Here is a 13,609-nt window from a genome sequence, read left to right as displayed (position 1 = left end):
CGCCTCGGCCCGCGTCAGCCAGGCCACCGCCTCCAGCTCGGTCTGGTCGGGCCGCGCGTCCATGCTGTCGACCTCGGCGACCAGGCCGATCATCAGCTGCGACGGGAAGGGCCAGGGCTGGCTGGAGTGGTAGCGCACCGCCGTCACCGTCAGCCCGGCCTCTTCCTCGATCTCCCGGGCGCAGGCCGCCTCGATGGTCTCGCCCGGCTCCAGGAATCCGGCCAGGGCCGACATCCGCCCCTCGGGCCAGACGGCCTGCCGGCCCAGCAGGCAGATCGGCTCGGCCCCGCCCTTGTAGACCGGCAGCATGATGGTCACCGGATCGACGCGCGGAAAATGCTCGGTCCCACAAGCGGGACAGATCCGCTTCCAGCCGCCGCAGGCGTTCTCGCTCTCGACCCCGCAGGCGGCGCAGAAGCCGTGCCGCCGCCGCCAGTCGAACAGCGACTTGGCCGTCCCCGCCATGGCCGCGTCCGGACCCGGCAGCAGGGCCGCCGCCTCGCGCATCTCATGGAAGGCGCCCAGTCCGGCCAGCGGTCCCGCCGCCGGATCGATCGACCCTTCGATCTCCACCGCGAAACACGGCGCGCCCTTCCACAGGCCGAGGAACAGCTCCCGGTCCGGGACCACGGCGCGGGCGTGGGGCAGGGCCAGCCAGGCCAGCCGCGGCTCTCCCGCCTCGACCAGCGGCCGCCCCTCCCACAGCACCATGGCCACGGCGTCAGGGCTGCCGGCCTGTTCGGCCAGCCACTCCGGATCGTTGCGAAGGTCGCCGGCGCGATCGAGCGGATTGCCGGAGAAGGTGTTGAGGGCGGGGAGGGCCATGACGCCTGTCTAGCAAGGCGCCGCTTGCATCCGCGAGCGGGAATCGTCATATCGGCCTTGGAGATCGCGGGCGAAGGCTTCGCCAACCTGGTCAGGGCCGGAAGGCAGCAGCCACAACGAATTCCCCTTCGGGTCGCGGTCTCCACTTCCCTCCTTGTTGCGCTATCGCTCGCCGCGCGGCGGCTCGCTGCATGAGCGCGGGCGGAACCCCCGCCCTGTCCATCCGCTGTTGAGGCTCACCCCCTCAGGAGCGGACCATGAGCATTCTCGGCAACATCCTCGGCAAGATCTTCAAGCGGCGCGAGACCGCAACCCCGACGGCCGCCCCCGCTCCGACGGCGGCCCCGACCTCCACGACCACGACGTTCGCCCCGGCCGCGGCCGCGCCCGTCGATGTCGACGGCATCCTCGACTTCATGAACGAGCAGCGGGACCAGAAGCTGAACTGGCGCACCTCCATCGTCGACCTGATGAAGCTGACCGGCATGGACTCCACCCTGGCCGAGCGCCGCGAACTGGCCGGCGAGCTCGGCTACACCGGCGACACCTCCGACACCGCCTCGATGAACATCTGGCTGCACAAGCAGGTGATCCAGCGCATCAAGGACAACGGCGGCCAGATCCGCGACATGACCGACTGATCCACCGTCATCCCCGCGAAAGCGGTTCGTCATCCCCGCGAAAGCGGGGACGCCTTCCGGCGAGGGGGTGCGCGATGCGGCCCTCTCGCTGTAAGACGGATTCATGAGCGACGCCGACCTGAGTCCCGATGGCCCTCCCTGGGAGGAGGACGCGCCCGAAGGCGAGGAGCGCGACCCCAATACCGAGGACATGTTCGGCGCGCCGGAACCCGCCGGCATGCGCGAGGCCGAGGCCGCGGCGGCCCCCGTCGAGGCCCCGAAGGCCAAGCCCGCCGCCAAGGCCGCTCCGCCGGCCGACGCCGGTCCTGCCGCCCATGTCGACGACGGCGAGGCCTATACCGTCCTCGCCCGCAAATACCGGCCGCACACCTTCGAGGACCTGATCGGCCAGGAGGCCATGGTCCGCACCCTGACCAACGCCTTCGCCACAGGCCGCATCGCCCACGCCTTCATGCTCACCGGCGTCCGGGGCGTCGGCAAGACGACCACCGCCCGCCTGCTGGCCCGCGCGCTCAACAACGAGACAGACAGCATCGACCGCCCGTCGCTGGCCCTGACCGATCAGGGCCGCCACGACGCCTCCATCATGGCCGGCCAGCACATGGACGTGGTCGAGATGGACGCCGCCTCCCACACCGGCATCGACGGCATCCGCGACATCATCGAGAGCGTCCGCTACGCCCCGGTCGAGGCGCGCTACAAGGTCTACGTCCTCGACGAAGTCCACATGCTGTCGAACCAGGCCTTCAACGCCCTGCTGAAGACGCTGGAAGAGCCGCCGCCCCACGCCAAATTCATCTTCGCCACCACCGAGATCCGCAAGGTGCCGGTGACCATCCTGTCGCGCTGCCAGCGCTTCGACCTGCGCCGCGTCGAGCCGGAAATCCTCGTCGAACACCTCGGCCGCATCGCCGACCGCGAGGGGATGAAGATCGAGCAGGACGCCCTGGCCCTGATCGCCCGCGCCGCCGAAGGCTCGGTCCGCGACGGCCTGTCGCTGCTGGATCAGGCGCTGGTGCAGGGCGAACGCGGCGAGACGGTCAAGACCGAGGTCGTGCGCGACATGCTGGGCCTGGCCGACCGCAGCCAGACCATCGCTCTCTTCGAATCGATCATGGCCGGCCGCACGCCCGAGGCGCTGGAGCTGTTCCGCACCCTCTACGGCTACGGCGCCGATCCGGTGCAGGTGACCAACGACCTGCTGGAACACTGCCACGCCGCCTCGGTGGCCAAGATGCTGGGGCCGCAGGCGACCCGCCTGCCCAATGATCAGGCCCAGAAGCTGACGGCCCTGGGCGCGGTCATCTCGGCCGGCACCCTCGCCCGTGTCTGGCAGATGCTGCTCCGGGCGCTGGACGAGGTCCGCCGCGCGCCCAATCCCGCCGACGCCGTGGAGATGGCCATCGTCCGCCTCGCCTACGCCGCCGACCTGCCCGGACCGGAAGAGGCGCTCAAGGCCCTGCGCGACGGCGAGCCCATGCCGGGCGGCTCAGCCCCGCGCGGCCCCTCGGGCGGAGGCGGAGGCGGCGGCGCTTCGGCCCAACTGGCTCCCCGCCCGGTCGCCGCGCCGTCCCTGCCGGACCCGCAATCGTTCGAGGCCGTCGTCGCCCTGATCGGCGAGAAGCGCGAGGTCGGCCTGCAGATGGACGTCCAGCGCTACGTCCGCCCCGTGGCTTTCAAGCCCGGCGCCATCACCTATGAAAGCCTCGACGGCGCCCCGATGGATCTGGCGCGCAAGCTGGCCTCGCGGCTCAAGGACTGGACCGGCCGCACCTGGCTGATCGCCGCCAACGGCCAGGGCGGCGGCGAGACCATGATCGAGATCGACCGCCGCAAGCGCGGCGAGGAGCGGGCCGAGATCGAGGCCGATCCCTTCGTCATGGCGGTGATGGACGCCTTCCCGGGCGCGAGGATCGGCGAGATCAAGACCCTGGCCCCGGCGGTGGAGCTGCCGGCGATCCCGGACGAGCCGGCGGAAGAGGACTGACCATCAGCCGCATGCGCGCCGTCTATCCGCTCTTGTTCGCCATGGTCCTCGGCGCCTGCGCGCCGGGCCCGCAGGCGATCCGGGCGACAATGCCTCTCGCGATATCCAGGACCGAAGGCGAAACGCTCCGGATGGGGTCTGCCCGTCTTGTGGCCGGCGGCGACGAAGCGGGCTCCCCGTACGAACTGAACATCTGGTTCGACAGCGACGACACAACGCTCGGTCAGCCCCGTTCTGTTACATGGGAGGCGTCTCTGGACGGCTATTGCCGCGACAAGCCCACCATGGTCCGCGCGGCGCTGATCGGTCCTTCCGGACAGGTCTGGCGGTCAGCGCCGGTCTTTGCGCCCGCGGGGCCTGACCGCGACCAGAACTGGTCGAGCGGCCGTCTCTCGCGCGAAACTGGCGGGCCGGGCGTCCAGGACTTGCTGGACGCCGCAGCGGCCGGCGGGCGTTTTACGGTCGCGATCGAGGACGACGAGGGTCAGCTCTGGACCCCAACGCTCTTCGACACCCTCACACCGCCCGAGCGTCTCCGTCTGTTCGCCGCCAATCGCGCGGCTTTTGAAACGACGAACCCTCATACCGTAGAGGTCGAGCGCGAAATCCCGGTGGTCGTGGCGAACCCCCGGCCGTTTACGCCGCCGTGGCCGCCGCGCGCATGCCCGACGACGACGACCTCCTCCACGCACTGACGGCGATCCCCGGACGAGGAGGATGCACGAGGGTCGGGTGATTCAGAGAATCCGCGCCGCTTCCTCGAACGCCAGCCGCGGCGAACGCGGGAACAGGTTCTCGTCCGTGCCGTAGCCCAGGTTGACGATGAAGTTCGGCTCGACGCTCGTCCCGCCGAAGAACTCCGCCTTCACCCCCTCGGCGTCGAAGCCGGACATCGGTCCCACGTCCAGCCCAAGGGCCCGCGCCGCCAGCAGGAAATAACCGCCCTGCAGCGAGGCGTTGCGGAAGGCGGTCTCGCGCCGTCCGGCCTCTTCGCCGAACCAGTCCTTCGCGCCGGGCGCATGCGGGAAGAGCACGGGCAGATGCTCGTGGAATTCGATGTCCTGGCCGATGATGACATTGACCGGCGCCTGCAGCGTCTTGTCGCGGTTGCCCTCGCTCATCAGCGGAGCCAGCCGGGCCTTGGCCTCGGGCGAGGTCACGAACAGGAACCGCGCCGGCGTGGCGTTGACCGCCGTCGGGCCGAATTTCGTCAGATCGTACACCTTGCGCAGCAGGTCCTCGGGCACGGGCCGGTCGGACCAGGCGTTGCGGGTGCGCGCGCCGGTGAAGAGTTGCGACAGGGCGGCTTCGCTGAGAGGCGTGTCGCGAACGGGGGATGCGTCGAAGGCCATGGTCGGCTCCAATCAGAAACAACAACAGTTGCTAATTAGGCCGATCCGCGCCCTGCGCAAGAGGTATGAGAACAAATACTGTTGCTATTTTCCGGCCTGTCGTTCGGCCCGCCGAACGCCTATCTTGAGCCCATGAAAGACCTCAACGCCCTCATGCAACAGGCCCAGGCGATGCAGCAGAAGCTGCAGGACGCCCAGGCGAAAATGGCTGAAACCACCGCCTCCGGTACCTCGGGCGGCGGCCTCGTCACCGTCGCTCTGAAAGGCCCGGGCGACATCACCTCGGTGGTCATCGACGACAGCCTGCTGGTCCCCGGCGAAGGCGAGATCCTGGCCGACCTGATCGTCGCCGCCCACGCCGACGCCAAGCGCAGGCTGGACGAGGTCAACAGCGCCCTGATGCGCGAGGCGGCCGGACCGATGGCCGGGATGAACATCCCCGGCATGCCGAAACTGTTCTGACGGCATATCTGTTTTGGCAGCCTCCGCCGGACCCGAGATCGAGCGACTGATCAGCCTGCTGGCGAAGCTGCCGGGCATGGGTCCGCGCTCGGCCCGCCGCGCGGCCCTGGCCCTGCTCAAGAAGCGCGACCAGCTGCTGGTGCCGCTGGCCGCCTCGCTGGCCGAGACGGCGGAAAAGGTCTCGTCCTGCTCGATCTGCGGCGCGCCCGACACCCGCAATCCCTGTTCGATCTGTTCCGACGGCGGGCGCGACAACGCCCTGATCTGCGTGGTCGAGGAAGCCGGCGCCCTGTGGGCCATGGAGCGGTCCGGCGCCTTCCGCGGCAAATACCATGTGCTGGGCGGCCTGCTGTCGGCGCTGGACGGCGTCGGACCTGACGCCCTGCGCGTCGCCGAACTGGTCGGACGCGTGCGCGGGGGCGAGGCGAAGGAGGTTGTTCTCGCCCTGCCGGCCACCGTCGACGGCCAGACCACGGCTCACTACCTCGCCGAACGCCTCGCTGACACGGGCGTGACCATCACCTCCCTGGCGCGCGGCGTCCCGGTCGGCGGCGAGCTGGACTGGCTGGACGACGGCACCATCATCCAGGCGCTCAGGCAGCGTCGCCCGGCCTGACGCGTGGCCTCCGGGCTACGACCGATTCTGACGTAGCGATCATCCATGATGCCGACGCCCGAAGGTCGGGCCGAGGAGTTGCGCCGCCGTGGGTCTGATCGCGAATTGTCCGAAACTGTCCAAATGTCCCACGAATTTTTCTCGGACAATTTGGGCCCGCCGGGCGCGTGGCGCCGCCCCGCGACTCCCGGTAAGGAACGGAGCATGAACGCCTCCCTGTCCCTCGCCGTCGCCTGCGGCGTCGTCGCCCTGATCGCCCTCTTCTGGGCCTTGATGGAGCGCCGCCGCGCCTCCGCCGCCGACACCCGGGCATGGCAGTTGCGCGAACAGTACGCCGAGACCGAGGCCCGCATGCGCCTGTTCGAGGATCAGGCCGCGACCTCGACCGAACTGCTCCGCGCCCAGGCCGCGCAAACTGCCAGCACGGCGGCCAACGCCGTCGCCGAGGAGCTGCTCAAGCGCACCGACGAAACCTTCCGCACCCGCGAACTGATGTCCCAGCAGCGGATGGAGGCCCAGCTCAAGCCCGTCGCCGACACCCTGAAACTGTTCCAGGAACACGTCGCGGCGCTGGAGAAGACCCGCAACGAGGAAACCGGCGGCCTCAAGGAACAGCTGGCCCTGCTGATGACCGCCTCGACCGCCACCCGCGACGAGGCGCGCCGCCTGACCGAGGCCCTGCGCGGCAACACCGGCCGGCGCGGCCGCTGGGGCGAACAGACCTGCCGCAATGTGCTCGAGGCCGCGGGCATGGCCGGCCGCTTCGACTTCGAGGAACAGTCCTCCTCGGCCGACGACGCCGGTCGCCAGCAGCGCCCCGACTTCGTGGTGCGTCTGCCGGGCGGCGGCATGTTCGTCATCGACGCCAAGGTGTCCCTGGCCTTCGGCGACGAGGCCGACGGCGACGAGGAGGCCCAGGCGAAGGCCGCCTCCCTGCGCACCGCGACCAGCATGAAGACCCACGTCCGCCAGCTGTCGTCCAAGGCCTACCAGGACCAGTTCAAGCCCAGCCCCGACTTCGTCGCCATGTTCGTGCCCGGCGACGCCTTCCTCGCCGCCGCCCTCGATCACGAGCCGGACCTGATGACCACGGCCATGGCCTCGCGCGTCGTCATCGTCACCCCGACCACCCTGTTCGCCCTGTGCAAGGCCGTCGCCTACGGCTGGCGCGCCGAGGAGCAGGCCCGCAACGCCGAGGACGTCGCGAAACTGGGCAAGGAACTCTACAAACGCCTGTCGGTCATGGGCGGCCACGCCGCCGCCGTGGGCCGCGCGCTCGACAGCGCCGTCGGCAAATACAACCAGTTCGTCGGCTCGCTTGAGAGCCAGGTCATGGTTTCGGCCCGTCGCTTCGAGGACCTTCAGGTCGACCACGAGGGCAAGGACCTGCCCGAACTGGCCCCGGTCGACCAGTCGCCCCGCGCCCTCAGCCGCCCGGAACTGGTCGTCGGCGCCAACGCCGCCCCGGCCCTGCCCGAGGCCTGAACCATCCGTGACAAGGACGCTTGACATGAGCGGCCGGCGATGTAAAACACCCTTGTCTTAGCGACGAGGGAAGCCGTCATGTCCAAGCGTCTGTGGCCCGTTCTCGGGAAGTCCCTTCTCGGGCTGGTCGCCCTCATGGTCGTGATGGTCCTCGCCGGCCTCGCCGTCGGTTTCCTCGCCGGCCGTGGCGTCGTGCAACAGGACAGCGCCATCGTCACCATGATGACGATCTTCTCCGTCGTGCTGATGGTCGGGGCCATGGTCATGAGCGTCGCCTGGATGCGCGCCATCGACGAGGCGGCCCGTGAGGCCCACAAGGCGGCGTGGTTCTGGGGCGGTTGCAGCGGCATGGCCGTCGGCGGCGTCGGCATCGTCCTCGCCGGCCTGCCCCAGGCCCGGGGCCTCCAGTTCGTCGCCTGGGACGGCCGGACCGACCCCGCCGCCTATATGGCCGCCGGCGCCTTCGCCATGATGATGCTCATGACCCTCGGCTACATCATCGTCTGGGCCTGGTGGTGGCTGGCCCGGACGCGGGGCTGAGCATGAACAACCGCCTCAAGGTTCTCCGGGCCGAGCGTGACTGGAGCCAGGCCGATCTCGCCGACGCCCTGGGCGTCTCGCGCCAGACCGTCAATGCGCTCGAGACCGGCCGCTACGACCCCTCCCTCCCGCTGGCCTTCCGCATCGCGAAGGTCTTCGGCCACCCCATCGAATCCATCTTCTCCGAGGACTGATCCCGTGACCTTCTCCACCCCCCTGAAGACCCGCGCCGCCCACCTCGCCCGCACCGCCCTCGGGGCCGTGCTGGGCCTCGGGCTCGCCGGCGCCGTGGTCTTCCAGCCGGCCCAGGCCTTCGCCCAGGCCGCCGAGGCCGCGCCCGCCCCCGCCGCCCGCGTCGTACCCCGGGCCGACGGCGCCGGTCCCGCGCTCTGGGCCATCCGCGACGCCGACTCGACCATCTACCTGTTCGGAACGGTCCACGTGCTGCGCCCGACCACGGCCTGGGGCTCGGCCAGGGTCGACGCCGCCTTCGCCGGCGCCGATGACATCTGGTTCGAGGTTTCCAACCCCGACGACCAGGCGGCCATCATCCCCCTCGTCCAGCAGCACGGCATCTCGCCCGACCGCCCGCTGTCCAGCCTGCTGACGGCCGAGGAACTCACGGCCCTGAACACAGCCGCCGCGGGGGCCGGCCTGACCGCCGCGCAGATGGACATCTTCCGTCCCTGGCTGGCCGGCCTGACGCTGTCGGTCGCGCCCATGCTGAAGGCGGGCTACGACCCCCAGTCCGGGGTCGAGCAAATCCTCAAGGCCCGCGCCGACGAGATCGGCATCCCGGTCCACGGCTTCGAAACCCTCGACAAACAGGTCGGCATCCTGGCCGGCATGTCGGAGGCCGACCAGTTGTCGTTCCTGCGGTCCACGCTGGAAGCCTATGACGACGCCACGACCGAGCTGGACGCCATGGTCAACGCCTGGGCCGCGGGCGATATCGTCACCCTGGAAAAGGTCTCGGTCGACGAGATGCGCGCGGAGGCGCCGGCCGTCTACGAGGCCCTTCTGGTCCAGCGGAACACCGACTGGGCGAGCCAGATCCAGAAACTGCTGGCGGGCTCGGGCACAGCCTTCATCGCCGTGGGCGCGGCCCATCTCGTAGGCGACGACAGCGTGCAGGAAATCCTCGCCGATCGCGGCGTCGCCGTCACCCGCGAGGAGTAGGGCGACGGCTGGAGCGGGCGGCGGGAATCGAACCCGCACGAAAAGCTTGGGAAGCTTTCAGGCTACCACTACATCACGCCCGCGGAGCCGCCGCAGCCTTACGGCCATCGGCGGACGGCGTCCAGACGGGGATCAGTCGGCGCGGTAGACGACGACCCCGTCGACCACCGTCAGTGTGGCCTTGCCCTTGGGAATGTCGGCGACGGGCGCGGTCATCAGGTCGACGTCGAAGGCCGTCAGATCGGCCCGCTTGCCGACCTCGATCGTGCCCAGTTCGGCCTCCCGGAAGCTGGCGTAGGCGGGCCACAGGGTGAACATCTTCAGGGCCGTCGCGCGGTCCACCGCCTCGTTCGGACGCCAGTCGGGACCCTGATGGCCTTCCAGATCGGCGCGGGCGACGGCGGCGTAGAACTCGATCAGCGGCGCGCCCCGCTCGACCGGCGCGTCGGAGCCGCCCACGACGATCACGCCCAGATCGACGAGGCTGCGCCAGGCGTAGGCCCCGTCCAGCCGCGCGTCGCCGAGCCGGGCGGGCGCGAAATACAGGTCGCCGATGGCGTGGCTGGGCTGCATCGAGGCGATGATCGGCAGGTCCCTGAACCAGTGATAGTCGGCGGGCCGGAGGATCTGGGCGTGTTCGATCCGCCAGCGCACATCGGCGCCGTCGGGACGCTCGCCGGGAGCCACGCCGGCCAGGGCCTGCTGGTACCACTCGGCCACCGAGGCGTTGCCGCGGTCGCCGATGGCGTGGGTCGCGACCTGGATGCCGCCCCTCAGGGCCGCCTGGTACAGGGGCACGATCTCCTGTTCCGTGATCTGCATCAGGCCGGTGGTGTCGGGCCGGTCGGCGTAGGGTTCGAACAGGGCCGCGCCGCGCGAGCCGAGCGCGCCGTCGGCGTAGTATTTGATCGCCCGGGTGATGATCCGCCCATCGGCGACGTTGCGGGGACCGCCGGCGATCAGTTCGGCCGCGCCGTCGGGCGTGACGCTGTTGTAGATGCGCAGGGGCGCCTCGCCGTCCGCCGCCATATCCTCCAGCAGGGGGATGTCCTTCCACGGCGCGCTCATGAAGTGGACGCCGGTCCAGCCGTAGGCGGCCTCGACGCGGAAGCCCGCGCGGTAGGCCTCGCGCAGGGCCGCGGGATCGGCCTGGGGCATCAGGCCCGCGACCAGTTGTTCGGCGGCGTCGACCAGCAGGCCGGTGGGCTTGCCGTCCGGTCCCTTGAGGATCTCTCCGCCCGAGGGGGCGACGGTGGAGGCGACGATCCCCGCGGCGGCGAGGGCGGGGGTGGAGGCGACCACCGCATGGCCGTCGGCCCGGCCCAGAAGCACGACCCGGCCGGGCGCGGCGGCGTCCAGATCTGCGGCGGTCAGGAAGCGGGCCTCTGGCCAGCGGGTCTCGATCCAGCCGCGCCCGACGATGGGACCTTCCGGATGGGCTGCGGCCCAGGCCGTCAGCCGGGCCATGGCGTCGGCGACCGAGGCCGAGCCTTCGAGGTTCAGGGTCAGTTCCCGCCAGCCGATTCCGTCGAGGTGGGCGTGGCCGTCGGTGAAGCCGGGGAAGAGGGCGGCGCCCTTGAGGTCGATGGTCGGGACCTCCGTCGGGACCGCGGGCTGATCGCTCAGCGCCCCGACCCAGGCGATCCGTCCGTCCCGCACCAGCACGGCCTCGGCGGTCGGGGCGGCGTCGACGCCCGTATAGATCGGCCCCCCCTTGATCAGCATGTCCTGCGCCTCAGCCGAGGCTGCGACGCCGGCGAGCAGAAGGGTCAGGGCGAGGGTGCGGATCATGCTGCGGCTCCGGTTGAACGACGGGAGGGGTGGAGCCGAAAGCCGCTGGCGTCAAGCGGATGCCGAACCCATGTGGGAGGCATGAAACTCTACACCATCGGATACGAGGGCGAGCCGCAGGCCGCCGTGATCGACCGGCTCAAGGCCGCGGGCGTGACGGTGCTGGCCGATGTGCGGGCGGTGGCGGCGTCGCGGCGAGCGGGCTTTTCCAAGACCGTGCTGGGCGCGAGCCTGGCCGAGGCGGGGATCGAATACGTCCACCTGCGCGACCTCGGCACGCCCAAGGCCGGGCGGGACGCGGCGCGCAAGGGCCGGATCGGCGAGATGCGCGACATCTTCACCAGCCATATGGAGGAGCCGCCGTCGCAGCTGGCCTTCGAGCGGCTGCGGGAGATCGCCAGGGATCGGCCCACGGCGCTGCTATGCTTCGAGGCCGATCACGCGGGCTGTCACCGCGCAGTACTGGCCGAACGGCTGGCGAAGGAGGACGGGTTCGAGGTGGTGAACCTGTAGCAAGCTCTCCCTCCCCTTCATGGGGAGGGGGGTCGCGCAGCGACCGGGTGGGGAATTTCAGACGTACCCCACCCTGTCGTCGCTTCGCGCCGACATCCCTCCCCATGAAGGGGAGGGAGAAGCGTCATGCGGCCTTCTGCCTGCCTTCGAAGTTTCCGTAGAAGGTCTCGCCCTTCGCCGCCATGTCGCGGAGCAGCTGCGGGACCTTGAAGCGGTCGCCGTGTTCGGCGGCCAGTTCATCGGCCTTGGCCACGAAGGCCTTGAGGCCCGTCTGGTCGATCAGGGTGATCGGCCCGCCGGTCCAGGGCGCGAAGCCCCAGCCGAGGATGGCGCCCAGATCGGCCTCGCGCGGGTCGTCGATGACGCCCTCTTCCCAGCACCGCGCGACCTCCACGGCCTGACGATAGAGCAGGCGGGTCTTCAGTTCCGCGACGCGGCCCAGCGCCTCGGGGGTCTCGTCGAACCCCTCGGTCTTCGTGGTCGGCGCCAGTTCGGCCAGGCCCTTCCACAGCGTCTTGGGCGAACCCTTTTCAGCCGGATAGTCGTAGAAGCCCATGCCGTTCTTGCGGCCGAACCGTCCGCCCTCGACCATGGTCGCGACGATGTCCTCGCCGGGGTTGGGCACGTATTTGTCGCCCAGGTCGGCGCGGGTCTGTTTGCCGATCTTGTAGGAGAGGTCCAGCGCGACGTCGTCGTGCATCTCCAGCGGGCCGCGCGGCATGCCGGTCATGCGGCCGACGTTGTCGATCAGGGCCGGGGCGTAGCCCTCCTTCAGCATCGCCATGCCTTCGGTCAGGAAGGTGGAGAAGCAGCGTGAGGTGTAGAAGCCGCGGCTGTCGTTGACGACGATCGGGGTCTTCCTGATCTTCAGCACGTAGTCGAGCGACTTGGCCAGGGCCTCCTGCGAGGTCTTCTCGCCCATGATGATCTCGACCAGCATCATCTTGTCGACCGGCGAGAAGAAGTGGATGCCGATGAAGTCCTCGGGGCGCACGCTGGCTTCAGCCAGACCGGTGATCGGGAGGGTCGAGGTGTTGGAGCCGAAGATGGCGCCGGGCGCCAACTGGGCCTCGGCCTTCTTCGTCACATCGGCCTTGATTTCGCGGCTTTCGAACACGGCCTCGACGACCAGGTCCGAGCCCTTCACATGGGCGTAGTCGGTGGTGGCCGTGACCATGGCCAGGGTGGCGTCGAACTTCTCCTGGGTCATCTGGCCGCGCGAGAGACGCTTCTTCAGCAGGTCGGCGACGTGGGCCTTGCCCTTGTCGGCGGCTTCCTGGGTCTGGTCGATCAGGACGGTCTCGATGCCGGCCATGACCTGCACATAGGCGATGCCCGCGCCCATCATGCCGGCGCCCAGAACCGTGACCTTCTTGGGATCGGATTTCGGCACGCCGGCCGGGCGAACGGCGCCCTTGTCCAGCTCCTGCTTCGACAGGAACAGGCTGCGGATCATGGCCTGGGCCTGCGGCGTCATCAGGGTCTTGATGAAGTAGCGGGTCTCGATGCGCAGGGCGGCGTCCATCGGCACCTGCGTGCCCTCATAGACGGCCTTCATCAGATTGGTGGCGGCCGGATAGTTGCCGTAGGTCTGCTTGCGGATCATCGCATTGCCGACGAGGAAATTCTGGATGCCGGCCGGGTGGTAGGGGCCGCCGCCGGGGAGTTTGAAGGACTTGTCGTCCCACGGCTGGACGGCCTTGCCGCCGCCCTTGATCCACGCCTTGGCGGCCTCGACTTCGCCGCCCTTGGCCACGACCTCATGGACGAAGCCGGCGCCCTTGGCGTCGTTCGGACGGAAGGACTTGCCCTCGGTCATGGCCATCATCGCCGCCTGCACGCCGATCAGGCGCGTCAGGCGCTGGGTGCCGCCGCCGCCGGGGAAGAGGCCGACCTTGATCTCGGGCAGGCCGAGCTGGATCTTGTTGTCGTCGCCGACGACCCGGTAGTGGCAGGCCAGCGTCAGCTCGAGGCCGCCGCCCAGCGCCAGACCGTTGATCGCCGCGGCGATCGGCTTGCCGCAGGTTTCCAGCGCGCGCAGGGCGCCGTTCAGCTTCCAGCCGGCGTCATAGGCCTCCTGCAGCGAACCGCCGGCCAGCATGCCGCCGGCCATGTCGCCCAGATCGGCGCCGGCGCAGAAGCCGCTCGCCTTGCCCGAGGTCAGGACCGCGCCCTTGATGGCGTCGTCGGTCTTCACCCGTTCGACCCATTCGGGGAT

General features: G+C 69.8%; 14 protein-coding genes, 1 tRNA gene and 1 other RNA gene. 11 read left to right on the top strand and 5 right to left on the bottom strand.

Features of this window, described 5'->3' with window-relative positions:
• Positions 1-825: NAD(+) diphosphatase (gene nudC / locus V6M42_RS11340; protein ID WP_332678545.1), on the bottom strand; the 825-nt coding region annotated here is incomplete at its 3' end.
• A 55-nt stretch (positions 826-880) separates the two neighbouring features.
• On the opposite strand from nudC, the gene ffs reads away from it, so the two are divergent.
• The 4 genes from ffs to V6M42_RS11320 all read left to right on the top strand — a co-directional run bounded on the left by ffs (position 881) and on the right by V6M42_RS11320 (position 4,148).
• An RNA gene (gene ffs / locus V6M42_RS11335) (signal recognition particle sRNA small type) lies at positions 881-976 on the top strand.
• Between the two features lie 106 nt (positions 977-1,082).
• Positions 1,083-1,466 (top strand): DUF3597 domain-containing protein, encoded by a 384-nt coding sequence (locus tag V6M42_RS11330; RefSeq protein WP_332661212.1) that lies wholly within the window; start codon positions 1,083-1,085, stop codon positions 1,464-1,466.
• 103 nt (positions 1,467-1,569) lie between these two features.
• On the top strand, positions 1,570-3,453 hold the full coding sequence (locus V6M42_RS11325) for a DNA polymerase III subunit gamma/tau (protein WP_332678544.1): 1,884 nt from the start codon (positions 1,570-1,572) through the stop codon (positions 3,451-3,453).
• Between the two features lie 11 nt (positions 3,454-3,464).
• Positions 3,465-4,148 carry a hypothetical protein gene (locus tag V6M42_RS11320; protein ID WP_332678543.1) on the top strand — a complete coding sequence of 228 codons (684 nt, stop codon included), beginning with the start codon at positions 3,465-3,467 and terminating at the stop codon, positions 4,146-4,148.
• A 42-nt stretch (positions 4,149-4,190) separates the two neighbouring features.
• Here the strand turns inward: V6M42_RS11320 and V6M42_RS11315 are convergent, their stop codons facing one another.
• Entirely contained in the window at positions 4,191-4,805 is a 615-nt protein-coding gene (locus tag V6M42_RS11315) for a malonic semialdehyde reductase (RefSeq protein ID WP_332678542.1), read from the bottom strand.
• Positions 4,806-4,937: 132 nt separating this feature from the next.
• Here V6M42_RS11315 and V6M42_RS11310 point away from each other — a divergent pair, with 132 nt between their 5' ends.
• The 6 genes from V6M42_RS11310 to V6M42_RS11285 all read left to right on the top strand — a co-directional run bounded on the left by V6M42_RS11310 (position 4,938) and on the right by V6M42_RS11285 (position 9,087).
• A complete protein-coding gene (locus V6M42_RS11310) occupies positions 4,938-5,267 on the top strand; it encodes a YbaB/EbfC family nucleoid-associated protein (RefSeq protein WP_332678546.1) in 330 nt (109 codons plus the stop codon).
• Positions 5,268-5,280: 13 nt separating this feature from the next.
• Complete coding sequence (gene recR / locus V6M42_RS11305) at positions 5,281-5,883, top strand: recombination mediator RecR (protein ID WP_332678541.1); 603 nt, start codon at positions 5,281-5,283, stop codon at positions 5,881-5,883.
• Between the two features lie 204 nt (positions 5,884-6,087).
• Positions 6,088-7,368: a DNA recombination protein RmuC gene (locus V6M42_RS11300; RefSeq protein ID WP_332658866.1), complete on the top strand. Its 1,281-nt coding sequence runs from the start codon at positions 6,088-6,090 to the stop codon at positions 7,366-7,368.
• Positions 7,369-7,446: 78 nt separating this feature from the next.
• A complete protein-coding gene (locus tag V6M42_RS11295) occupies positions 7,447-7,908 on the top strand; it encodes a hypothetical protein (protein WP_332658867.1) in 462 nt (153 codons plus the stop codon).
• Positions 7,909-7,910: 2 nt separating this feature from the next.
• On the top strand, positions 7,911-8,102 hold the full coding sequence (locus tag V6M42_RS11290) for a helix-turn-helix transcriptional regulator (protein ID WP_332658868.1): 192 nt from the start codon (positions 7,911-7,913) through the stop codon (positions 8,100-8,102).
• Between the two features lie 4 nt (positions 8,103-8,106).
• Positions 8,107-9,087 (top strand): TraB/GumN family protein, encoded by a 981-nt coding sequence (locus tag V6M42_RS11285; RefSeq protein WP_332678540.1) that lies wholly within the window; start codon positions 8,107-8,109, stop codon positions 9,085-9,087.
• Between the two features lie 9 nt (positions 9,088-9,096).
• Here the strand turns inward: V6M42_RS11285 and V6M42_RS11280 are convergent.
• Both V6M42_RS11280 and V6M42_RS11275 read right to left on the bottom strand, forming a co-directional pair.
• Positions 9,097-9,170 (bottom strand) — tRNA-Gly (locus tag V6M42_RS11280).
• 49 nt (positions 9,171-9,219) lie between these two features.
• Complete coding sequence (locus V6M42_RS11275) at positions 9,220-10,878, bottom strand: amidohydrolase (RefSeq protein ID WP_332678539.1); 1,659 nt, start codon at positions 10,876-10,878, stop codon at positions 9,220-9,222.
• 81 nt (positions 10,879-10,959) lie between these two features.
• Here V6M42_RS11275 and V6M42_RS11270 point away from each other — a divergent pair, with 81 nt between their 5' ends.
• Complete coding sequence (locus V6M42_RS11270; RefSeq protein ID WP_332678538.1) at positions 10,960-11,391, top strand: DUF488 domain-containing protein; 432 nt, start codon at positions 10,960-10,962, stop codon at positions 11,389-11,391.
• Between the two features lie 124 nt (positions 11,392-11,515).
• On the opposite strand, the gene V6M42_RS11265 is transcribed toward V6M42_RS11270, so the two are convergent.
• Positions 11,516-13,609: 3-hydroxyacyl-CoA dehydrogenase NAD-binding domain-containing protein (locus tag V6M42_RS11265; protein ID WP_332678537.1), on the bottom strand; the 2,094-nt coding region annotated here is incomplete at its 5' end.

Source organism: Brevundimonas sp. (assembly GCF_036677305.1).
Classification (GTDB): domain Bacteria; phylum Pseudomonadota; class Alphaproteobacteria; order Caulobacterales; family Caulobacteraceae; genus Brevundimonas.
This window is presented reverse-complemented; position numbering and strand designations above follow the sequence as displayed.